The organism is Arthrobacter sp. P4_H3, assembly GCF_056400885.1.
Genome location: NZ_JBFUKK010000018.1, coordinates 22898 through 44095 on the forward strand (window position 1 = coordinate 22898; position 21198 = coordinate 44095).

Here is a 21198-nt window from a genome sequence, read left to right on the forward strand (position 1 = left end):
GATCAGCCCTGCGTTCGCCGGCAGGGTCCGGACGTCACCCGCGGTTCCAGCGGTACTCGTTCTCGGGCCTGCCCGGCGCGCCGTACCGGGCGGTCCGGGAGACGGTTCCGGCGTCCGCCAGGTATTCGAGGTAGCGCCGGGCGGTCACGCGGGACATCCCCAGGGCGTCCATCACCTCCGTGGCCGAAACTGCGTCCTGCTGCTGCTTCATGAACTCCTTCACGGCGTCGAGGGTCGACGTCGACAGGCCCTTGGGAAGCGGCAGCTCGCTTGGGGCCCGCAGGCTCGCGAAAGCCTGGTCAACGTCGCTCTGGGAGGCCCCGGACCTGGCCCCTCCCGCCCCGAGCTGCTCCCGGAACTGCTGGTAGCTGGCCAGCTTGTCCGCAAACGTGGCGTAGGTGAAGGGCTTGATGAGGTACTGGACAACGCCAATCGACACGGCGCTGCGCACGATGTTGAGTTCGCGAACGGCCGTGATGGCAATAATGTCTGCCAGCAGACCTGAAGCCCGCATCCGCCGGGCAATGTCCAGGCCATGGAGATCGGGAAGGTTCATGTCCAGCAGGACCAGCTCCACCGGGTTGCCGGCGGCCGAGAACTCTGCCAGCAGGCGCAGCGCCGATTGACCGTCGGGGGCCGTGCCGGCAAGGGAAAAGCCTTTGAGCCTCCCCACGTAGGCGCCGTGCGCCGCCGCTGCTACGGGTTCATCCTCAACGACGAGGACTCTGATATCGCTCATTAAAGCTCCTTGGTGGTGCCGGCTGTGGTGCCGGCCGCGGCGTCGGAGGCCGTGCCTGAACCGGTGCCTGAACCGGGGGCGGCAGGGAGGTGAATGTGGAAATGCGCCCCGCGGGGATTCGTGATGGTCATGGTGCCGCCGAGCCGGTGGACCGCCTGCCGCACCAGCGCCAGGCCGAGCCCCCGTCCGTACTTCCCGGGCGCCTTGGTGCTGAAACCGTACCGGAACACGTCGTCCACCGCATCGGGGTCGATTCCGCGACCGGAGTCCTCCACGGTGATATCCACGCCCCGGATGCCCGTATCCACCGACAACTCGACCCACTTGGGGGCCGGGGCATCGGCTGCAGCGTCAATGGCATTGTCCAGCAGGTTGCCGAGGATGGTCACCAGGTCCTGCACGGCCACACCGGCAGTCCCGGCGGTACTGGTTGCCTGCAGGCCAAGTTCGACGCCGCGCTCGTGCGCCTCGGCCGCCTTGCCCATGACGAGGGCGCTCAGGACCGGTTCCTCCATGGAACCTACCATCTCATCCGTGAGCTGCTGGCTGAGCTCCAGGTCCTTGGTGGCAAAATCCAGGGCTTCGTCCGCCCGCCCCAGTTCCATCAGCGAAACGATCGTGTGGAGCCGGTTGGCGTGCTCATGGGTCTGGGCCCGCAGGGCGTCGGAAAGAGTGCGCATGGTTTCCAGTTCGCTGCCCAGTGACTCGATCTCCGTACGGTCGCGGATGGTTGCGACCGTGCCAAACACCGCCGGGCGCTGCCGGCCGGCAGAGGATGCGGGTCCCACCGCAGGCCCCTGGTTGATCACCAGGACCCGGGGCCCGGCCAAATGGATTTCATCCAGCACCGTCCTCCCGGATTCGAACAGGTCCTTCAGGCTGGTTGCCAGCGGGAGGTCACTGATCAGGACGGCGTCGGCAGGGTCCACCCCCGGGGAGCGCGGCGCCAGCCCCAGGAGTTCCGCGGCCTTGTCGTTGTACATCACCACACGGCCCTTGGGATCGATGAGAATGACCCCTTCCCGGACGGAGTGCAGGACGGACTCGTAGTACGCGAACAGCTGGGCGAGCTGTTCGGGCCCCCAGCCCCGGGTGACATTGCGCAGGTAGCGGCCCAGCAGCCAGGACGCCACCGAGCCTCCCACCAGGAGGGCAAACGCAATCGCCAGGATCGCCGGCAGCCGGCCGGCGAGGGCAACGTCCACTGTATTTACCGTCACTCCGGCTGCCACCAGGGCCTTCACGTTTCCTGATGCGTCCTTGACGGGTGCGATGGTGCGTACGGACGGCCCCAGCGTGCCGGCCGTGATTTCGGTGAACACCTGGCCGTTCAGTGCGGCGTCGATGGAGCCGATGTAGGGCTTGCCGAGTTCCTCGTTCCGCGGGTGCGTCCACCTGGTCCGGTCCGGAGCCATGATGGTGATGAAATCCGCGTCGGCGTCGCCCATGACAGCCAGCGCGTAGGGCTGAAGCACGGCGGACGGGTTGGCCGACCCGGCGGCCTGCAGCACGAGGGGATTGTCGGCAATTGCCGTGGCAATGCCGGACATGCGCCGTCCTGCCTCGTTGTAGGCGTGGTCCCGGGCATCAATGAAGGTGGCCGTCCCTACCGTCGCGGTCAGAGCGAGCATGAACAGCAAATGCGCCACGAACAGCCGGCGCGCGATGCTCCACTTATGCCTCATTCCAACCTTTCATGACCAATATGAACGCAACGGTGAGCCAGGTCACGCCATGCCCAATGATGGATATCACACCGGACGGACGTGAAGAGCCCAGAGAATGTGCCGCAACGTCTTCCAGATTATCCATAAGGAGACACATCATGGCTTCTCAACGAGGAGAGTCAGCCGCGCCTGTGAAAGCAAAGCGCAAGGGACTCGACAAGTCGCACTACCTCTACATCGCCGTCATCGTCGCCGTCATCCTCGGTGCAGTGATCGGATTGCTGTTCCCGGAGGTCGGCAAGTCACTGAAGCCGCTGGGCGACGGCTTCATCAAGCTGATCAAGATGATGATCGCCCCCATCATTTTCTGCACCATCGTGCTCGGCATCGGGTCCATCGCCAAGGCTGCCACCGTAGGCAAAGTCGGCGGCCTGGCCCTGGGCTACTTCATCCTGATGTCCACCTTCGCCCTGGCCATCGGCCTGGTCGTAGGCAACCTCATCCACCCGGGCGAAGGGCTTAACCTGACCCCGTACGATCCCAACAAGAAGGCGGCCACGGACAGCACCGTCGACTTCCTGCTTGGCATTATCCCCGGCGACATTCCGGTGCTCCCCACCCTCCTGGCCGCCATTCTGGTCGGCTTCGCCCTCCAGAAGATGGGCCCCCAGGGTGCACCCATCCTCAAAGCGATCGGGTACGGACAGGCCCTGGTCTTCCGCATCCTCATCATGATCATGTGGCTTGCCCCCGTCGGCGCCTTCGGTGCGATCGCCGCGGTCGTCGGTGCCACCGGCTTCCAGGCAATCGTGAGCATGTTCACCCTCATGATCGCCTTCTACATCACCTGTGCACTGTTCATCGTCGTCATCCTCGGCGGACTGCTGCAGGTCGTGGCTGGGGTCAACATCTTCCGGCTCATGAAGTACCTTGCCCGGGAGTACCTGCTGATCTTCTCCACGTCTTCCTCCGAGGCCGCACTGCCCCGCCTGATCGCCAAGCTGGAACACCTGGGTGTCTCCAAGCCGGTTGTCGGCGTCACGGTTCCCACGGGCTACTCGTTCAACCTCGACGGAACCGCCATCTACCTGACCATGGCGTCCCTGTTCGTGGCCAACGCCATGGGCACCCCGCTGGACCTTGGCGCCCAGATTTCCCTGCTGATCTTCATGATCATCGCTTCCAAGGGCGCCGCCGGTGTCACCGGCGCCGGCCTGGCAACCCTGGCGGCGGGCCTCCAGGCCCATGCACCGCAGCTGCTCGGCGGCGTGGGCATGATCGTCGGCATTGACCGGTTCATGTCCGAGGCCCGCGCCCTGACCAACTTCACCGGTAACGCGGTGGCCACGGTCCTGATCGGCACCTGGGTCAAGGAGATCGACGGCGGTCAGGTGGAACGTGTCCTGTCCGGCGAAGAGCCCTTCGACGAGCAGACCATGATCGCCGGCCACCACCACGTCGCCGAACCGGAAGCTCCGGCCAAGCCGGTAGCCGCGAACGCCTGAGCCCGTACCTGAGCCAGAACCGAAACCGCCCGTGCAGGATCATCCTGCACGGGCGGTTTTTCGTGCCCGCGGCAACAACCTTCGACCTTTACCAGAAGGTAAAGGCTCAATCAAGGGCGCGTGTCAAGTTCCGTTGAATCACGGTTGCGGCGCTGTAACCTTGGGTGGAAGAACCATCGGCGCTGAACATTCAGCGGCAGGACATCAACGTCATCGAAAGTGTGGATAGATACGTGAGCAGCGAACAGGGTTCCGCAACTCTGGAAGGCACCGAACTCGACCTGGAAGACGCCGTCATGGGTCCCACCGGGCGCCCCTACCGCGAATTTCCCGAGCCTGCGCCGCTGTCGTCCCACGGCCCCGCCCGTGTGATCGCCATGGTGAACCAGAAGGGTGGAGTCGGTAAAACGACGTCCACTATCAACCTGGCAGCCGCGCTCGCCGAATACGGCCGCCGTGTCCTGCTGGTGGATTTCGACCCCCAGGGGGCGCTGTCCGCGGGCCTCGGGACGAATCCCCATGAACTGGACCTGACGGTCTACAACGTCCTGATGGACCGCAAAGTGGACATCCGCGACGCCATCCAGCACACCGGCGTCGAGAACGTTGACCTTTTGCCGGCCAACATCGACCTCTCCGCCGCGGAAGTGCAGTTGGTCAACGAGGTTGCGCGTGAGCAGGTGCTGGACCGTGCCTTGAAGAAGGTCGAGGACGATTACGACGTCGTCCTGATCGACTGCCAGCCGTCGCTTGGCCTGCTGACGGTCAACGCCCTCACCGCCGCGCACGGCGTCATCATCCCGCTGATCTGCGAATTCTTTGCCCTGCGCGCTGTCGCACTGCTGGTGGAAACCATCGACAAAGTCCAGGACCGGCTGAACCCCAGGCTGCAGGTGGACGGGGTGCTTGCCACGATGTACGACGCCCGCACACTGCACAGCCGCGAGGTCATCAGCAGGCTGGTGGAGGCGTTCGGGGACAAGGTCTTCGAGACCGTTATCAAGCGCTCCATTAAGTTTGCCGACGCCACAGTGGCCGCGGAACCGATCACCAGCTACGCCGCCACCCACATCGGCGCCGACGCCTACCGCCGCCTGGCCAAAGAGCTGATTTCGCGCGGCGGCGCGCCCTAGCCAAGGCTGTGGCACTGGCAGGCACCCCGCTCGCTCCCACCCGCCCCCAGGCAGAGCCAGAGGCAGGGCCGCTGGCGGATTCCCCGGCAGACCCGGCGGCGGAGCCGGCAAAAAAACCCGGCTTCGAAGTCAGGCTTGCCAACTTCACGGGTCCCTTCGACCTGCTGCTCGGCCTGATCACCAAGCACCAGCTGGACATCACGGAAGTGGCCCTGGCCACCGTGACCGATGAATTCATCAAGTACATCAAGAACCTGCAGCAGCTGGGCGAGGAATGGGCGCTTGATGAGGCCAGCGAATTCCTGGTGATCGCAGCCACCCTCCTGGACCTCAAGGCCGCCCGGCTCCTGCCCGCGGGCGAGGTTGAGGACGATGAGGACATCGCCTTGCTCGAGGCGCGGGACCTCCTCTTTGCCCGGTTGCTCCAATACAAGGCCTTCAAGCACGTGGCCGGAATGATCAATACCACCCTGGAGCTCGAAGCCCGGAGCTACCCCCGGCAGGTTGCCCTGGAAGGCCATTTCGCCGCGCTTCTGCCTGAACTGGTGTGGCGCCATACGCCGGGGCAGTTCGCTGCCTTGGCCGACGCCGCCCTGAAACCCCGGGAAGCCGCCCCGACCCAGGTTGGCCTGGCACACCTCCACGGCAGCACCGTCAGCGTCAAGGAGCAGGCCGAAATCCTTGGACTGAAACTCCAGCAGGGAAGGCCGCTGTCCTTCCGGGCTCTGACCGCCGACGCCGAGTCCACGCTCGTCGTCGTGGCCCGTTTCCTGGCCCTCCTGGAGATGTTCCGGGACAAGGTGGTTTCGTTCGACCAGCTCCTGCCGCTGGGCGACCTCACGGTGCACTGGACGGCAGCGGACGATGAGTGGAGCAGTCAACATCTCAGCGAGGAATACGAGGAACAGCCGTGAGCGCAACGTCGCCGGATCCAACCACCAGCGGGGAGGGGGAGGGCGGACTGAATGTGGCCGATCTCCCAGGCGGCGCACGCGCCGCCATCGAGGCGGTGCTGATGGTGATTGACCAGCCGGCCACCGCCACGGAGCTCGCCGCCGGGCTGAACCTGACGGTCGACGCCGTCGAGAAGCTGCTCGCGGAACTTCAGCGCGAGTATAACGGCTATACTGTTAATGCCCCGGACACGGACGTTGCCAGCACTGCGTGTATCAACACTGCTGACCACAAATCCAGCCCCCGGGGTTTTGAATTGCGGAATATCGCCGGAGGCTGGCGCATCTATTCCCGCACGGAGTTCGCCGATGTCGTCGGCGGGTTCGTGCTGGAAGGACAGACAGCCAGGCTGACGCAGGCGGCGTTGGAAACGCTCGCCGTCATCGCATACCGCCAGCCCGTGTCACGGGCCAGGGTGTCTGCAATTCGAGGAGTTAACGTTGACTCTGTCGTGCGGACGCTGCTGCAGCGGGGACTGATCGAAGACTCGGGAACCGATCCCGAGTCCGGAGCCATCCTTTACCGCACGACGTCGTATTTCCTGGAACGCATGGGAATCGGCTCGGTGGCTGAGTTGCCGCAGCTTTCACCCCATCTTCCGGGGCTTGAAGGCATCGAAGAGTTCTACGACGCCGGAAGAATGTAGGCAGTATCCCTGCCTGCGCACGAGTATCCACCAGGGCGGACTCAATCCGCCCGGCTGGCCAGTGTTGTCGGGAGACAACCTCGCCGGCCAACATAACGAAGGACGGGTCATGACACAGGCGGGACGCCAGGGTTCACCACGTAACAGTTCGGGACGCAACAGCGCCGGACAAAGCAAAGCCGGACGCAATCCGGCACAGGGCGGCAGTCGTGCAGGCGGTGCCGGCTACAAGGGCGGCGGCGACCGTCCCTTCAAGCACCCCAAGCCTCGGGAAGAGGCCTTCATCGATCCGGACCTGCAGGGTCCGGCCGGTGAGCTGGCAGACCGCCCGGCATCCGGTGACTGGAAGCAGGGCAAGCCTGCAGCCCGGAAGCCCGGTTCACGCAAGCCCGGCGCCGGCAAAGCGCCCGGCACTCCCGGAGCCCTCAAGCCCAAGCCGCGGTCCGCTGCGGCCAAGACATTCGGTACGCGCGCATTCGGCGGCGAACGGTTCGGCCAGAACCTCGGAGCCGTCCGCAAGCCTTCGCGCAAGCGCGGTCCCCGCGGCGATGTTCCGCAGTCCGAAATGCACGATGCCGACGGCATCCGCCTGCAGAAGGTCATGGCCTCCGCCGGCGTCGCATCACGGCGGGTCTGCGAGGAAATGATCTCCGAAGGCCGCGTTGAAGTGGACGGCAAGGTTGTCACCGAACTCGGCGTCCGCGTCGATCCGAAGACTGCCGTGATCCACGTTGACGGCCTGCGCATCCAGCTGGACGAAAACATGGTCTACATGGTGTTCAACAAGCCCAAGGGCGTTGTGTCCACCATGGAGGATCCGGACGGCCGTCCGTGCATCAGCGACTTCGTCCGCAACAGCCACGGCGAACGCCTCTTCCATGTGGGACGCCTCGACGTCGCCACCGAGGGACTGCTGCTGTTGACGAACGACGGCGAACTCGCCAACCGTTTGACGCACCCGTCCTACGAGGTGCCCAAGACATACCTGGTCCAGGTCCGCGGCCCGTTCCCGCAGGGAATCGGCGCGCAGCTGAAGTCAGGCGTTGAACTCGAGGACGGATTCGCGTCGGTGGACTCGTTCAAGCTGGTGGACTCCACCCCGGGCCACGTGCTGATCGAGGTTGTGCTGCACTCGGGCAAGAACCGCATCGTACGCCGTCTCTTCGACGCCGTCGGCTTCCCTGTACTGCGGCTGGTGCGGGTCAAGGTGGGCCCCATCGGCCTGGGAGACCAGCGCCAGGGGAGCATCCGCAACCTCGGCAAGCAGGAAGTCGGCCACCTGCTGGCATCCGTAGGGCTGTAGAGCATGTCAGCCTTTCGTACCCACGGCCGGGGGCACCTGAACGGCCCGGCGGTGGTTATCGGAACGGGACTGCTGGGAACCAGCATCGGCCTCGGACTCCGGGGGCGCGGCGTGTCCGTGTTCCTGTCCGATCCGTCACCCACCAACCAGGCGGTCGCCGTTGACATCGGGGCAGGCCTTCCCTTGTCGCGCCTCGGCGACGAACAGCCTGAACTCGTTGTGGTCGCCGCCCCGCCGGACGTAACAGCTGACGTGGTGGAACGGTCGCTGGCCGACTACCCGGCGGCAACCGTCGTGGACATCGCCAGCGTCAAGGCCGGTATCCTGGCCGACCTGCGCGGTCGTGGCGTGGATCTTTCCCGCTACGTGGGGACGCATCCGATGGCCGGCCGGGAAAAGTCAGGACCTGTGGCGGCCCGTGGCGAACTCTTTACTTCCATGCCGTGGGTGGTGTGCCCGTCGGAGGAAACGTCGCCCGGCGCACTGCAGGCCGCCCGTGCCCTGGCGACGGATCTCGGTGCCATGGTCACCCAGTTCGGCGCCGAGGAACATGACCAGGCTGTGGCACTCGTGTCGCACCTTCCCCAGGTCATGTCCTCCCTCGTTGCCAGCCGGCTGCAGGGTACGCCCATACACGCCTTGTCGCTTGCCGGCAACGGCCTGCGCGATGTCACGCGGATCGCGGCCAGCGATCCCACGCTGTGGGTCCAGATCCTTGGCGGCAACGCGGCGCAGCTGGTCGAGATCCTGCACGGGGTCCGCGAGGACCTCAACCGGCTGATCGGGACCCTCGAAGATCCCACAGCACCGGGCGCCCGCCTTGACCTGGCACAGCTGATCAGCGAGGGTAATGCCGGACAGTCCCGCATTCCGGGAAAGCACGGCGGCCCTCCGCAGGCGTACTCCTGGCTGACCGTCCTCGTGGACGACCGGCCGGGGCAGATCGCCCGTCTCCTGACGGAGATCGGCGAGATCGGTGTCAACCTCGAGGACCTGCGGCTGGACCATTCCTCCGGGCAGAATGTAGGAATGGTGGAACTGTCGGTTTTGCCCAACAAGCATGATCTGCTGATCGAAGCACTCAACGACCGTGGATGGCGGGTACTGCAGTAATGACACAGGAACTCATCGATACCGTGCCCATGCTCCGTCAAGGCAGGCCGCTGGTTGTTGCCATCGACGGCCCTTCGGGGTCCGGAAAATCAAGCGTCAGCCGCGAAGTCGCACGCCGCCTGCGCCTCTCTTACCTGGACACGGGCGCCATGTACCGTGCCCTGACCTGGTACTGCCTGGAGCAGGGCATTGACCTGAACGATGCCGCCGCCATCGAGCAGGCCTCCGAAGACCTGCCGCTGGAAGTCAGCACCACCCCGAACGAGGAATACGTACGGGTCGGCGGAACAGACGTCACCCTGGCCATCCGGGAACCGGCCATCTCCTCGGCCGTCAGTGCCATCGCCACCACGCTCGGTGCGCGGAAGGAACTGGTGCGCCGGCAGCGTGAGCTGATCGAGGTCCACCACCGCCGCATCGTGGTGGAAGGACGCGACATCACGACGGTCGTTGCGCCCGGCGCAGAAGTCCGCATGCTGCTGACTGCCAGCGAGGAGGCCAGGCTTCGCCGCCGGGGCGTCCAGCTCGGCGGCACGCAGAGCGCAGAACAGCTGGCGGCCCAGGTCACCCAGCGCGATGCCAAGGACTCCACCGTAGTGAACTTCACCACGGCGGCGGACGGCGTTGTCACCTTGGATTCTTCGGATCTGGACTTCGACGGCACAGTTGACGCGGCCCTGGGCATAGTCAACAAGGTCGTTAATCGTGACTGACGCCGAAGGGCACCTGCCCCGCCCGTTCCCCGGGCGCGCTTCCGTCCTTCCGGGCGCCTGGACCATGGCTTGGAGCAGGCCCGTCGGCTGGTTCCTCGACCACGTCGTCTACCGGACAACTGTCCACGGACGGCAGAACGTTCCAACGGCGGGTCCCGTGATCTTCGCAGGGAACCACATCAGTTTCCTGGACGGGCCGGTGATGTTCGGCGCCTCACCGCGCCCCATGCACATCCTGGTCAAGAAGGAAATGTTCAAGGGCTTCCTAGGGCAGGTTCTCAAGGCCTCGGGCCAGCTGCCCGTGGACCGGTCCGGTGACCGCGCCGCACTGCAGATAAGCAAGTGCGCGCTCGACGCCGGCCGCTGCGTCGGTATCCTCCCGGAAGGAACCCGGGGGAGCGGCGAGGCATCCACCATCAACAACGGGGTGGCCTGGCTCGCGCTGAACTCCGGTGCGACGGTGGTTCCGGTTGCGATCCTGGGCACCAGGATCGCCGGCGAGCACCTCGACGCAGTTCCCCGGCCCGGCCGGAGACTGCACGTCAGTTTCGGCGAGGCCGTAGCAGTGGGCCGCCGGCCCGGCGAGACAGGCCGTGTTTCAATGGACAGGGCGGGAAACGAGATCCGCGCTGCTCTGGCACGGCATGTCCAGCAAACGATTCAACTCAGCGGGCAGCCTTTGCCCGGCGCGGATTCCCCGCAAGAACGTCATGAAGAAGTAGCCGGGACGCCGGCAGATCACCACTAAGGAAAGTGCAATGAGCGATACGACTCAAGCCTCCGGCAAATTTGGCGCCGGCGAAGACGAATACACGCCCACCGGCACGGACCAGGTGGCAGAGCATCTTGCTGCCCTGGACGATGACGAGGCCGAGCGTCGTGCTGCCTCCCTCCGGGCAGGCCTGGACGACTACGAGCTGGACGAGGAAGACGCCGCCCTCCTGAGCGGCGAATATGACGACCACGACTTCGACGGCCCGGTCAAACTGGATCCCGTCCTGGCGATCATCGGCCGGCCCAACGTGGGTAAGTCCACCCTGGTGAACCGTATCCTCGGACGCCGCGAAGCGGTCGTGGAGGACACCCCCGGCGTCACGCGTGACCGTGTTATGTACTCGGCCACCTGGAACGGGCGGAACTTCACCGTCGTCGACACCGGCGGCTGGGAGCACGACGCCCGCGGCATTCACGCCCGCGTAGCCGAACAGGCCGAGATGGCCGTGGAGCTTGCCGACGCCGTGCTGTTCGTCGTTGACTCCGCCGTCGGCGCCACCGCCACGGACGAAGCCGTTGTCAAGATGCTCCGCAAGAGCAAGAAGCCGGTCATCATGGTGGCCAACAAGGTGGACGACTTTGCCCAGGAAGCCGATTCGGCAACCCTGTGGGGCCTCGGCTTCGGCGAACCGTACCCGGTGTCCGCACTGCACGGCCGGGGCGTCGCCGACCTCCTGGACCACGTCATGGACACCCTGCCTGAGTTCTCCACTATTGAAGGCCTGGAGCGCTCCGGCGGTCCGCGCCGCATCGCCCTGATCGGGCGTCCCAACGTGGGCAAGTCGTCGCTGCTGAACAAGCTGGCCGGCTCCGAGCGCGTTGTGGTGGACAACACCGCCGGCACCACGCGTGACCCGGTCGATGAGTTCATCGAGCTCGGCGGGCGCACCTGGCGCTTCGTGGATACCGCTGGCATCCGCCGCCGCCAGCACATGGCACAGGGCGCTGACTTCTACGCCTCGCTGCGCACCCAGAGTGCCCTCGAAAAGGCGGAGGTCGCCGTCGTGCTCCTGGCCGTGGATGAAGTGCTCAGCGAGCAGGACGTCCGCATCCTGCAGCTTGCCATCGAATCCGGCCGCGCGCTGGTTCTCGCATTCAACAAGTGGGACCTGCTGGACGACGAACGCCGCACTTACCTCGAGCGTGAAATTGAGCAGGACCTGGCCCATGTGGCCTGGGCTCCGCGGGTCAATATTTCGGCGCTGACCGGCTGGCATAAGGACCGTTTGGTTCCTGCCCTGGATACGGCACTGGAAAGCTGGGACAAGCGCATCCCCACCGGCCGCCTGAACGCGTTCCTCGGCGAACTGGTGGCGGCTCACCCGCACCCGGTCCGCGGCGGCAAGCAGCCCCGCATCCTTTTCGGCACCCAGGCTTCCAGCCGTCCGCCCAAGTTTGTGCTGTTCACCACCGGTTTCCTGGATCCGGGCTACCGTCGTTTCATCACCCGGCGCCTCCGCGAAACCTTCGGTTTCGAGGGCACACCCATTGAGGTCAATATGCGTGTCCGCGAAAAGCGGGGCAAGAAGCGTTAATTCCGACACACCTTGCCCGTGACACCCACAAAGTGTCACGAGCACCCTCCGGAATCGTGTAAGCTTTTGGAGGTGGTTCGGCCGGACTGCTGAGGTGAAAATCGCGGGGAAACCCGGGAGTAAACCGAGGCGGAGAACGGCGGAACTAACGGGCTGTAGCGCAGCTTGGTAGCGCACTTGACTGGGGGTCAAGGGGTCGCAGGTTCAAATCCTGTCAGCCCGACCAAAGAAACCGCTCCACCGCAGGGAAGAATCCCGGCGGCGGGGCGGTTTTTCTTTGTGCCGGTTTTTGGCGCCCCTGCCTTTGTGCGGCGCTACTTCAGGAAACGGGAGGTCCGCCGGTCGGCCAGGATCTTGCCTCCCGTCTGGCAAGTAGGGCAGTACTGCAGGGCCCTGTCGGCAAAAGACACTTCCCGGACCGTGTCCCCGCAGACGGGGCAGGGCTGCCCGGTCCGGCCGTGGACCCGCATGGTGCTCCGCTTTGCATCCTTCAGTTCGTTTGGCGCCTTCCCGACGGCGTCTGTTACGGCCGCACCCAGGACACTGTGAACGGCGTCGTACAGGACGCGGACAGTGTCCGGATCCAACGACTTTGCGATGGCGAAGGGCGAGATCCGGGCAGCGTGGAGGATTTCGTCGCTGTAGGCGTTGCCGATCCCCGCGATCACCCCCTGATTGCGTAACAGTCCCTTAATCTGCTGGGTGCTGGCCGAAAGAATCGCGGCGAACGCACCCAGGCCGAACGAATCGCCCAACGGGTCGGGACCCAGGCTGGCGACCCCCGGGATATCCGCCGGATCCCTGACCACGTAGAGCGCAAGACTCTTCTTGGTGCCGGCCTCGGTCAGGTCGATTCCTAGGTGGGTTTCGCCGCTGTCGGTTTCCGGGCTGTTCCTGGCGAATTCCAGCCGCGCGGCGATATAGCCCTTGCCCCGCGGCAGTACGGCATTCGAGGGCGATTCCGTGTATCGCAGCCAGCCGGCCTTGGCCAGATGGAACGCCAGGTAGATTCCGCCGGTATCCAGGATGATGAACTTCCCCTGGCGCTGGACGTCGGTGATGGTCCGGCCTTCCAGTGCCGTGTATGGCGGGTCCGCCGTCTTGAGGACCGCAAACGAGACGATCTGGATTTTCGTCAGCACGGCTCCGCGAAGCTGGGTGCCCAGGAAAGCGCTCAGCCCGGCCACTTCGGGAAGTTCTGGCATGTCACCACTGTGCCACAAGGGTCCGACAGGGCGCTCCCTGCCGCGGCAGTTGATATGCATATACTTTCAGCGGCGGCTTGTTCTGCAGACCTCCGATGACATTGCTGATTGACCGTTATTCCTGGTTGACCCGATGAAAGGCCCCTGATGAGCAACATTCCCGAAGACCTGTCCTACACTGCCGAACACGAGTGGGTTACCGCGCCGAACGCTGACGGCGTGGTGCGCGTCGGCATCACCGATTTTGCCCAGGACGCGCTGGGTGACGTCGTCTACGCCCAGATGCCCGAAGTCGGCACGAAGGTAACCGCGAACGACGTCGTGGGCGAAGTGGAGTCCACCAAGAGCGTGAGCGACATTTATGCTCCCGTGACTGGTGAAATCGTTGCCCGCAACGAAGCGCTGGACACCGATTCGGCGCTCATTAACAGCGATCCGTACGGCGAGGGCTGGCTGATTGAAGTCAAGCTTGCAGAGGCTGATGCAGTGGAGTCCCTGCTCAGTGCATCGGAGTACGAACAACAGGTAGGCTAAAGACAACTGGCATGGCGGTCCGGCTGTTAAGCAATTAACGGCCGGACGACACGCCGATTACCGGATCAGCCAGGCTTTTCCGGAGGGTACGCGTTGTTTGCAGGGGGACATCTGCAACGGAAGAGGAGGAATCCATGGTTGGTCACGAGAAGAACCACAGCAGTGGTGATTACGGCACGGGCGGAGTGAAGGCTTCGGAGACCACCTCGATCCACCTCACGCCAGTCCGTGACGAGCCGATCATTGAGCCCAGGCTGTCCCGGGAGGAACGGGTCGCCGTCGAGGCGCTTCCGTTCGGTTCGGCACTCCTGGTCGCCCACAGCGGACCCAATGCCGGTGCGCGGTTCCTGCTGGACTCGGACGTCACCACAGCCGGCCGCCACCCGGACGCGGACATCTTCCTTGACGACGTCACAGTGTCCCGCCGCCACGTCGAATTCCGCCGGACTGCCCGCAGCTTCGAGGTCGTTGACACCGGCAGCCTCAACGGCACCTACGTCAACCACGACCGCGTGGACAGCGTGGAACTCAAATCCGGGAATGAAGTCCAGATCGGCAAGTTCCGGCTCACTTTCTACCTCAGCCCTGCCCGCGCAGCAGGCAACGTCTGATCCCGGGGTAGTTGCCTGTGGCACTGGCACAACCGGAACGGCGCGGACCCCAGGTCCTGAACATCGGGGAAGTACTCGCGCAGCTGAGCGACGACTTTCCCGGCATGACCGCGTCCAAAATCAGGTTCCTTGAAGAAAAAGGCCTGATTAACCCGCAACGCACGCCCGCCGGCTACCGGCAGTACGCGGACACCGATGTCGAGCGGCTTCGATTCGTCCTTGCCCTCCAGCGGGACCAGTATCTTCCGCTCAAGGTCATCAAGGACTATCTGGACGCCATCGACCGCGGCGAACGCCCGGAGAACCTGCCGCCTGGCGTCACGGTGTCGCCCCGGATCGTTTCCGACGAGCTCGCCACCGAACTCCAAAACAAAGTGCGCAGGCTGAGCGAGGACCAATTGCGGGCCGAGTCCGGCGCCAGCGTGCCGCTGCTGCAGTCCCTCCTGGACTTCGGCCTGATCGGCCACGTCAACGGGAAGTTCGACGAGCACGCCCTGCAGGTGGCGCGCGCGTGCGTGCAGTTGGAAAGCCACGGCCTCGAACCCCGCCACCTTCGGCCGTTCCAGGCCGCCGCGGAACGCGAGTTCGGGCTGGTGGAACGCGCTGTCGCGCCGCTGACCTCCCGCAAGGACGCTGCATCCCATGCCCGGGCCGCTGAGGCAGCCCGGGAAATCAGTGATCTGTGCCTGACGCTGCACCGTGCCCTGGTGCAGGACCGTATATCGCGAATGGACATCTGATGATTGAAGTGGAGATCGTGGGTGTGAGGATCGAACTGCCCTCGAACCAGCCGCTGGTGCTGCTGCGGGAGATCCACGGAGAAAGGCACGTGCCCATCTGGATCGGCACCCCCGAGGCCAGTGCGATCGCGCTGGCCCAGCAGGGAGTGGTGCCGCCGCGGCCCATGACACACGACCTTCTGATCGACGTCGTCGAGTCATTGGGCCACTCGATCGTCAGCGTGAACATCGTTGCTGTTGAAGACAACATCTTCTACGGCCAGCTGCAGTTTGAAGACGGCACCACCGTGAGTTCCCGGGCCTCTGACGCCCTGGCCTTGGCGTTGCGGGCCAAATGCCGCATCTGGTGCGCGGACTCGGTGATGGATGAAGCCGGTGTCCGGATTACCGAGCACGACGAAGGCGAGGACACCGAGCCCCCCACCGTGGACGAGGAGCGCGAACTGCGGCGCTTTCGGGAGTTCCTGGACGACGTTGAACCGGAAGACTTCGACGGCTGAGATCGCATTAAGGTTGAAGTTGAGGCTGAAAGTTTCGACACGCCCCCGAAATGGGGCCAACGTCTTTGACCTTGGGGCGTGGCAGGCCTAACGTCGAAGGTATCAAGTTCCCATTGCATACAACAGCCGCGCAAGTCACACTGGAATGTGCAGCCCCGGCTGAATTACACGGATGAATTTCAAATCCGTGATCGCTGTTGCTGCGACTTCCTTAGGGGAGCATACGACGAGGAGGGTCCACGTGAGTCCGAAAGGCGAAGCAGGCGAGCTAAAGCAGGCTTCAACGGCAGGCGTAGCCCTGCCGGCGAGCGGTGCCCAGGGCCTCCTCTTCACGGAAGACCTCCCCGTCCTGGACGAGGACGCAGGTTACCGCGGACCGACAGCCTGCAAGGCCGCAGGCATCACCTACCGCCAGCTCGACTACTGGGCCCGCACGGGCCTCGTGGAGCCGGCCGTGCGCGGTGCCGCCGGCTCCGGCTCGCAGCGTCTCTACGGATTCCGCGACATTCTGGTGTTGAAAGTGGTCAAGCGGCTGCTGGATACCGGCGTCTCGCTGCAGCAGATCCGTTCTGCGGTGGAGCATCTGCGCGAACGCGGCGTTGAAGACCTCGCCCAGATCACCCTCATGAGCGATGGCGCAAGCGTTTACGAGTGCACGTCCGCCGATGAGGTCATCGATCTGGTCCAGGGCGGCCAGGGCGTCTTCGGAATTGCCGTCGGCCGCGTGTGGCGCGAAGTGGAAGGCAGCCTCGCGGCGCTTCCCAGCGAGCACGCCGTCGAGCAGTCCTTTCCGGACGATGAACTCAGCAAGCGCAGGGCCGCCCGCAAGATCGGCTGACCGCAGCAGCCTGGCTGGATGTCAGGTCAACACGAGACCAACGGAAAAGGCCGCCTTCCATCAGGAAGGCGGCCTTTTCTGCGCTGTGAAACGCGGAAGCGCGCTACCGCAGGCTGCGTTCCCGGGCTGCCCCGGTGGAATCCACGCCGTTGGAGGCCAGGAGGTTATCGAGCAGCGTGTTGAACAGGCTGGCGGCGTTCTTGGCGGAATCGCCCGGCCAGTGATGAACAGAATGGGCGGCGCCCTGGATCTGCTGCCAGTTTGCCTGCTCCGGAATGTGCGGGGTCAGCAGCAGTTCACCGAACATGGACTGCATCTCGGCCAGGCGGAAGGCGTGCTCGGACGAACCGGTGCGGACACGGTTTGCGATGATCCCGGCGGGGGAGAGGTTCGGGGCAAATTCCTGGCGGAAGAGCTGGATGGCGCGCATGGTGCGCTCCGTGCCGGCCACCGAGAACAATCCCGGTTCGGCAACGAGGGCCACCTTGCTGCTGGCCGACCATGCCATCCGGGTCAGGCCGTTCAGCGAGGGCGGGCAGTCAACCAGGATCAGCTGGTACCTGTCCGTGCCGGCCAGGACTGCCGAGAGTCTGCGCAGGTCCCGGCGGCCGAGGTCCGGGCGGTCATAAATGCCGGTGTATGCGGAACCGACGGCCACGTCCAGGACGGCGGGCCGGGCTCCGTTGTAGTTTTCGCGGGCCACCCAGCTGCTCGTGACGACGTTCTCCGCCAGGCGGGCCCGGCGCGGTGACTTGAGCATTCTGCCGATATCCATTTGGTCATCGGGCTGGACGCCCAGTGCGGTGCTGGCGTCCGCATGGGGATCAAGGTCCACCACGAGAGTGGGGATGCCGGCGGCCAGGGCCGCAGATGCCAATCCGGTGGTGACGGAAGTTTTGCCGACCCCGCCTTTGAGGCTGCTGATGCTGACTACTTGCACTTGAAAAACCAATACCTAACGCCGGTTGCCGTGTTGGGGTAGTGCCGGCTCCGGCTTGCCCGGAGCGGAGGGCGGGCTTGCGCCACCCCCAACTCATCATATGTTGCCGCGCCCGTGAATCCCGTTTCATCGGGCGTGTGTGCGGCGCATCCGGCAGGGCCCAGGCGCCGGTGCCACCCCGGCGTGCCTATTCCCGCCCGCATGACGGATAATTCTGTGATGGTCGACACAATGATTTGTGTTTCCCCGCGCACGTCTTACACACTGTGACCACTTACCGATACACCCGCGCAATGATGCAGGAGAAGTATGTTTTCCAAGATTCTGGTGGCTAACCGCGGCGAGATCGCGATCCGCGCCTTCCGTGCCGGCTACGAGCTGGGCGCCAAGACTGTAGCTGTGTTCCCCAACGAGGACCGTAACTCCATCCACCGCCAGAAGGCTGATGAAGCGTACCTGATCGGCGAAGAGGGCCATCCCGTCCGCGCCTATCTCGACGTGGACGAAGTGGTGCGGGTGGCCAAGGAGTCCGGCGCGGACGCCATCTACCCGGGCTACGGCTTCCTGTCCGAAAACCCGGATCTGGCCCGCGCCGCAAAAGCAGCCGGCATCACCTTTGTGGGTCCGCCGGCTGAGGTCCTGGAGCTGGCCGGCAACAAGGTCGCCGCGCTGAAGGCCGCACGTGAAGCAGGCGTCCCTGTCCTGAAGTCGAGCGAGCCGTCCAAGGATCTGGACGAGCTCATCGCGGCCGCCGACGAGATCGGCTTCCCCATCTTCGCCAAGGCCGTAGCCGGCGGCGGCGGCCGTGGCATGCGCCGCGTGGACACGCGCGACGCACTCCCGGAAGCCCTGCAGGCCGCCATGCGCGAGGCCGACGCCGCATTTGGTGACCCCACGATGTTCCTGGAGCAGGCCGTCCTCCGGCCGCGGCACATCGAGGTCCAGATCCTGGCCGACGCCGAGGGCAACGTTATGCACCTCTTCGAACGTGACTGTTCCATCCAGCGGCGCCACCAGAAGGTCATCGAAATCGCTCCGGCCCCCAACCTGGACGAAGGGATCCGCCAGGCCCTGTACCGTGACGCGGTCAAGTTCGCCAAGGCCCTGAACTACGTCAACGCCGGAACCGTCGAGTTCCTCGTTGACACCGTCGGCGAACGCGCCGGCCAGCACGTCTTCATCGAGATGAACCCGCGGATCCAGGTGGAACACACCGTCACCGAAGAAGTCACGGACGTGGACCTCGTACAGGCCCAGCTGCGCATCGCTTCCGGTGAGACCCTTGCCGACATCGGCCTCTCCCAGGAGACTGTGCAGCTCAAGGGCGCAGCGCTGCAGTGCCGCATCACCACCGAGGACCCCGCCAACGGGTTCCGGCCCGACGTCGGAAAGATCACCGGTTACCGTTCTGCCGGCGGCGCCGGTGTACGGCTCGACGGCGGCACCGTCTACTCGGGTGCCGAAATCAGCCCGCACTTCGACTCCATGCTGGTGAAGCTGAGCTGCCGCGGCCGCGACTACCCCGCCGCCGTCGCCCGCGCCCGCCGTGCCCTGGCCGAATTCCGCATCCGCGGCGTCTCCACCAACATCTCCTTCCTGCAGGCCGTGCTGGACGACGCCGACTTCATCGCCGGCGACGTCGCCACCAACTTCATCGATGAGCGGCCCCAGCTCCTGAAGGCCCGCGTCTCCGCGGACCGCGGTACCAAGCTGCTGACCTGGCTGGCAGAGGTCACCGTCAACAAGCCCAACGGCGAACTCACGGTCCACTCGAACCCCGCTGCAAAGCTGCCCGCCGTCGGGGACACCCCCGCCCCCAAGGGTTCGCGCCAGCGGCTTCTCGAGTTGGGTCCCGAGGGCTTCGCCAAGGCCCTGCGCGAGCAGACTGCCGTGGCCGTCACCGACACCACGTTCCGCGACGCCCACCAGTCGTTGCTGGCCACCCGCGTCCGTACCCGCGACCTCGTCGCGGCGGGCCCCGCCGTCTCCGCGCTGCTCCCTGAGCTGCTCTCCGTGGAGGCCTGGGGCGGAGCCACATATGACGTCGCCCTGCGGTTCCTCGGCGAGGACCCCTGGGACCGGCTCGCAGCCCTCCGGAAGGCACTGCCCAACATTTGCCTGCAGATGCTGCTCCGCGGCCGGAACACCGTGGGCTACACGCCGTACCCGGAGGAGGTCACCGAGGCCTTCGTCAACGAGGCAGCAGCCACCGGAATCGACATCTTCCGGATCTTCGACGCCCTGAACGACGTCAACCAGATGGCTCCGGCCATCCGCGCTGTGCGGGCCACCGGCACCGCCGTCGCCGAAGTCGCCCTCTGTTACACCGGCGACATGCTCGATCCCGACGAAAAGCTCTACACGCTCGACTACTACCTGGAGCTGGCGCAAAAGATCGTTGACGCCGGCGCGCACATCCTGGCAATCAAGGACATGGCGGGCCTGCTGCGCCCTGCGGCCGCTGCGAAGCTTGTCGCGGCCTTGCGGGACCGCTTCGACCTTCCGGTCCACTTGCACACCCACGACACGGCAGGCGGGCAGCTGGCCACGCTGCTGGCCGCCGTGGATGCGGGAGTGGACGCAGTGGATGTCGCCTCGGCGTCCCTGGCCGGCACCACCAGCCAGCCCTCGGCATCCGCCCTGGTTGCCGCCCTGGCCCACACACCGCGCGACACCGGCCTGGGCCTGGCCAAGGTCAGCTCGCTGGAACCGTACTGGGAGGCCGTGCGGCGTGTCTACGCCCCGTTCGAGTCGGGCCTGCCGGGTCCCACGGGTCGCGTCTATCAGCACGAGATCCCCGGCGGCCAGCTCTCCAACCTGCGGCAGCAGGCCATGGCCCTGGGTCTCGGCGAGCGTTTCGAGGCCATCGAGGACATGTACACGGCAGCCGACCGGATCCTGGGCCGGCTCGTGAAGGTCACTCCGTCCTCCAAGGTGGTGGGTGACCTCGCCCTGCACCTTGTGGGCCTCAACGCCGACCCCGCCGACTTCAACGAGAACCCGCAGAACTACGACATCCCGGACTCCGTCATCGGGTTCCTGTCCGGCGAACTCGGCGATCCTCCCGGAGGCTGGCCCGAGCCGTTCCGCACCAAGGCCCTCCAGGGCCGCAGCATCAAGGTGCGCGACGCCGAGCTGAGCGCCGAGGACAGCGCCGCCCTGAAGAGTGATTCCAAGACCCGTCAGCAGACCCTCAACCGGCTGCTCTTCGAGGGGCCCACCAAGGATTTCCTGAAGAGCGTGGAGACCTACGGCAACCTCTCGGTCCTGGACACCCGCGACTACCTGTTCGGGCTCCAGCGCGGAGCGGAACACGAGATCGAACTCGAGAAGGGCGTGCGCCTGATCGCCTCCCTCGAAGCGGTTTCGGAGCCGGACGAGAAGGGCATGCGCACCGTGATGTGCACGCTCAACGGGCAGTCCCGGCCGGTTGTGGTCCGCGACCGCTCCGTTGTCAGCAACGTCAAGGCTGCTGAGAAGGCAGACCCGACCCAGCCGGGCCACGTCGCCGCGCCGTTCGCCGGTGCCGTTACGCTGACGGTCAAGGTGGGCGACGCCGTCAATGCCGGCGATACGGTCGCCACCATCGAGGCCATGAAGATGGAGGCCTCCATCACGACGCCGGCGGCCGGCACGGTTTCCCGGCTGGCGGTGTCCGCCGTGGAGCAGGTCCAGGGCGGAGACCTGCTGCTCGTGGTCGAATAGGCCAGCGGAGTAAGCGACAAGCGAAAAGGCCTCCCGGCGAATG

At 65.3% G+C, this 21198-nt stretch carries 19 protein-coding genes and 1 tRNA gene; 16 read left to right on the forward strand and 4 right to left on the reverse strand.

Annotation, left to right across the window (positions count from 1 at the left end):
* Positions 1-34: 34 nt before the first annotated feature.
* Positions 35-739 carry a response regulator gene (locus AC1DRE_RS19540; RefSeq protein ID WP_476986166.1) on the reverse strand — a complete coding sequence of 235 codons (705 nt, stop codon included), beginning with the start codon at positions 737-739 and terminating at the stop codon, positions 35-37.
* Positions 739-2424 carry a sensor histidine kinase gene (locus AC1DRE_RS19545; RefSeq protein WP_476986167.1) on the reverse strand — a complete coding sequence of 562 codons (1686 nt, stop codon included), beginning with the start codon at positions 2422-2424 and terminating at the stop codon, positions 739-741. The genes AC1DRE_RS19540 and AC1DRE_RS19545 overlap by 1 nt, the downstream gene beginning before the upstream one ends.
* A gap of 140 nt (positions 2425-2564) precedes the next feature.
* On the opposite strand from AC1DRE_RS19545, the gene AC1DRE_RS19550 reads away from it, so the two are divergent.
* The 10 genes from AC1DRE_RS19550 (at position 2565) to AC1DRE_RS19595 (ending at position 12308) form a co-directional block, all read left to right on the forward strand.
* On the forward strand, positions 2565-3911 hold the full coding sequence (locus AC1DRE_RS19550; RefSeq protein ID WP_476986168.1) for a cation:dicarboxylate symporter family transporter: 1347 nt from the start codon (positions 2565-2567) through the stop codon (positions 3909-3911).
* 233 nt (positions 3912-4144) lie between these two features.
* Positions 4145-5044, forward strand: a complete 900-nt coding sequence (locus tag AC1DRE_RS19555; RefSeq protein ID WP_364128689.1) for a ParA family protein — start codon at positions 4145-4147, stop codon at positions 5042-5044.
* A 71-nt stretch (positions 5045-5115) separates the two neighbouring features.
* Positions 5116-5958 carry a segregation and condensation protein A gene (locus AC1DRE_RS19560; protein WP_476986210.1) on the forward strand — a complete coding sequence of 281 codons (843 nt, stop codon included), beginning with the start codon at positions 5116-5118 and terminating at the stop codon, positions 5956-5958.
* Between the two features lie 47 nt (positions 5959-6005).
* Positions 6006-6644, forward strand: coding sequence for an SMC-Scp complex subunit ScpB (gene scpB / locus AC1DRE_RS19565; RefSeq protein ID WP_476986211.1), 639 nt, complete (start codon positions 6006-6008; stop codon positions 6642-6644).
* A 109-nt stretch (positions 6645-6753) separates the two neighbouring features.
* Complete coding sequence (locus AC1DRE_RS19570) at positions 6754-7947, forward strand: pseudouridine synthase (protein WP_476986169.1); 1194 nt, start codon at positions 6754-6756, stop codon at positions 7945-7947.
* A 3-nt stretch (positions 7948-7950) separates the two neighbouring features.
* Positions 7951-9060 carry a prephenate dehydrogenase gene (locus tag AC1DRE_RS19575; RefSeq protein ID WP_476986170.1) on the forward strand — a complete coding sequence of 370 codons (1110 nt, stop codon included), beginning with the start codon at positions 7951-7953 and terminating at the stop codon, positions 9058-9060.
* On the forward strand, positions 9060-9773 hold the full coding sequence (gene cmk, locus AC1DRE_RS19580) for a (d)CMP kinase (RefSeq protein WP_476986171.1): 714 nt from the start codon (positions 9060-9062) through the stop codon (positions 9771-9773). The genes AC1DRE_RS19575 and cmk overlap by 1 nt, the downstream gene beginning before the upstream one ends.
* Positions 9774-9837: 64 nt before the next feature.
* Positions 9838-10521 (forward strand): lysophospholipid acyltransferase family protein, encoded by a 684-nt coding sequence (locus AC1DRE_RS19585; RefSeq protein WP_476986212.1) that lies wholly within the window; start codon positions 9838-9840, stop codon positions 10519-10521.
* A gap of 10 nt (positions 10522-10531) precedes the next feature.
* Positions 10532-12082 (forward strand): ribosome biogenesis GTPase Der, encoded by a 1551-nt coding sequence (gene der / locus AC1DRE_RS19590; protein ID WP_476986172.1) that lies wholly within the window; start codon positions 10532-10534, stop codon positions 12080-12082.
* Positions 12083-12231: 149 nt separating this feature from the next.
* A tRNA-Pro gene (locus tag AC1DRE_RS19595) sits at positions 12232-12308 on the forward strand.
* 88 nt (positions 12309-12396) lie between these two features.
* Here the strand turns inward: AC1DRE_RS19595 and AC1DRE_RS19600 are convergent.
* On the reverse strand, positions 12397-13287 hold the full coding sequence (locus tag AC1DRE_RS19600) for an Fpg/Nei family DNA glycosylase (RefSeq protein ID WP_476986173.1): 891 nt from the start codon (positions 13285-13287) through the stop codon (positions 12397-12399).
* 147 nt (positions 13288-13434) lie between these two features.
* Between AC1DRE_RS19600 and gcvH the strand changes: the two genes are divergently transcribed.
* From gcvH to AC1DRE_RS19625, 5 genes are all read left to right on the forward strand, one after another.
* Entirely contained in the window at positions 13435-13821 is a 387-nt protein-coding gene (gene gcvH / locus AC1DRE_RS19605) for a glycine cleavage system protein GcvH (protein ID WP_104175459.1), read from the forward strand.
* A 134-nt stretch (positions 13822-13955) separates the two neighbouring features.
* Positions 13956-14432, forward strand: a complete 477-nt coding sequence (locus AC1DRE_RS19610; RefSeq protein ID WP_476986174.1) for an FHA domain-containing protein — start codon at positions 13956-13958, stop codon at positions 14430-14432.
* 23 nt (positions 14433-14455) lie between these two features.
* Positions 14456-15172 carry a transcriptional regulator FtsR gene (gene ftsR / locus AC1DRE_RS19615; protein WP_214955041.1) on the forward strand — a complete coding sequence of 239 codons (717 nt, stop codon included), beginning with the start codon at positions 14456-14458 and terminating at the stop codon, positions 15170-15172.
* The gene (locus AC1DRE_RS19620; RefSeq protein WP_364128560.1) at positions 15172-15672 is read left to right on the forward strand and encodes a bifunctional nuclease family protein; all 501 of its coding nucleotides are present in this window, start codon (positions 15172-15174) and stop codon (positions 15670-15672) included. The genes ftsR and AC1DRE_RS19620 overlap by 1 nt, the downstream gene beginning before the upstream one ends.
* Positions 15673-15913: 241 nt before the next feature.
* The gene (locus AC1DRE_RS19625; RefSeq protein WP_307050961.1) at positions 15914-16510 is read left to right on the forward strand and encodes a MerR family transcriptional regulator; all 597 of its coding nucleotides are present in this window, start codon (positions 15914-15916) and stop codon (positions 16508-16510) included.
* Between the two features lie 103 nt (positions 16511-16613).
* Here the strand turns inward: AC1DRE_RS19625 and AC1DRE_RS19630 are convergent, their stop codons facing one another.
* On the reverse strand, positions 16614-17450 hold the full coding sequence (locus AC1DRE_RS19630) for a ParA family protein (RefSeq protein ID WP_476986175.1): 837 nt from the start codon (positions 17448-17450) through the stop codon (positions 16614-16616).
* A 309-nt stretch (positions 17451-17759) separates the two neighbouring features.
* Here AC1DRE_RS19630 and AC1DRE_RS19635 point away from each other — a divergent pair, with 309 nt between their 5' ends.
* Complete coding sequence (locus tag AC1DRE_RS19635) at positions 17760-21155, forward strand: pyruvate carboxylase (protein ID WP_476986176.1); 3396 nt, start codon at positions 17760-17762, stop codon at positions 21153-21155.
* Positions 21156-21198 lie beyond the last annotated feature (43 nt).

Bases quoted from the DNA above. Each gene is read 5' to 3' on its own strand.
- AC1DRE_RS19540 (WP_476986166.1), bottom strand. From the start codon at position 739: ATGAGCGATATCAGAGTCCTCGTCGTTGAGGATGAACCCGTAGCAGCG.
- AC1DRE_RS19545 (WP_476986167.1), bottom strand. From the start codon at position 2,424: ATGAGGCATAAGTGGAGCATCGCGCGCCGGCTGTTCGTGGCGCATTTG.
- AC1DRE_RS19550 (WP_476986168.1), top strand. From the start codon at position 2,565: ATGGCTTCTCAACGAGGAGAGTCAGCCGCGCCTGTGAAAGCAAAGCGC.
- AC1DRE_RS19570 (WP_476986169.1), top strand. From the start codon at position 6,754: ATGACACAGGCGGGACGCCAGGGTTCACCACGTAACAGTTCGGGACGC.
- AC1DRE_RS19575 (WP_476986170.1), top strand. From the start codon at position 7,951: ATGTCAGCCTTTCGTACCCACGGCCGGGGGCACCTGAACGGCCCGGCG.
- cmk (WP_476986171.1), top strand. From the start codon at position 9,060: ATGACACAGGAACTCATCGATACCGTGCCCATGCTCCGTCAAGGCAGG.
- AC1DRE_RS19585 (WP_476986212.1), top strand. From the start codon at position 9,838: ATGGCTTGGAGCAGGCCCGTCGGCTGGTTCCTCGACCACGTCGTCTAC.
- der (WP_476986172.1), top strand. From the start codon at position 10,532: ATGAGCGATACGACTCAAGCCTCCGGCAAATTTGGCGCCGGCGAAGAC.
- AC1DRE_RS19600 (WP_476986173.1), bottom strand. From the start codon at position 13,287: ATGCCAGAACTTCCCGAAGTGGCCGGGCTGAGCGCTTTCCTGGGCACC.
- gcvH (WP_104175459.1), top strand. From the start codon at position 13,435: ATGAGCAACATTCCCGAAGACCTGTCCTACACTGCCGAACACGAGTGG.
- AC1DRE_RS19610 (WP_476986174.1), top strand. From the start codon at position 13,956: ATGGTTGGTCACGAGAAGAACCACAGCAGTGGTGATTACGGCACGGGC.
- AC1DRE_RS19620 (WP_364128560.1), top strand. From the start codon at position 15,172: ATGATTGAAGTGGAGATCGTGGGTGTGAGGATCGAACTGCCCTCGAAC.
- AC1DRE_RS19635 (WP_476986176.1), top strand. From the start codon at position 17,760: ATGTTTTCCAAGATTCTGGTGGCTAACCGCGGCGAGATCGCGATCCGC.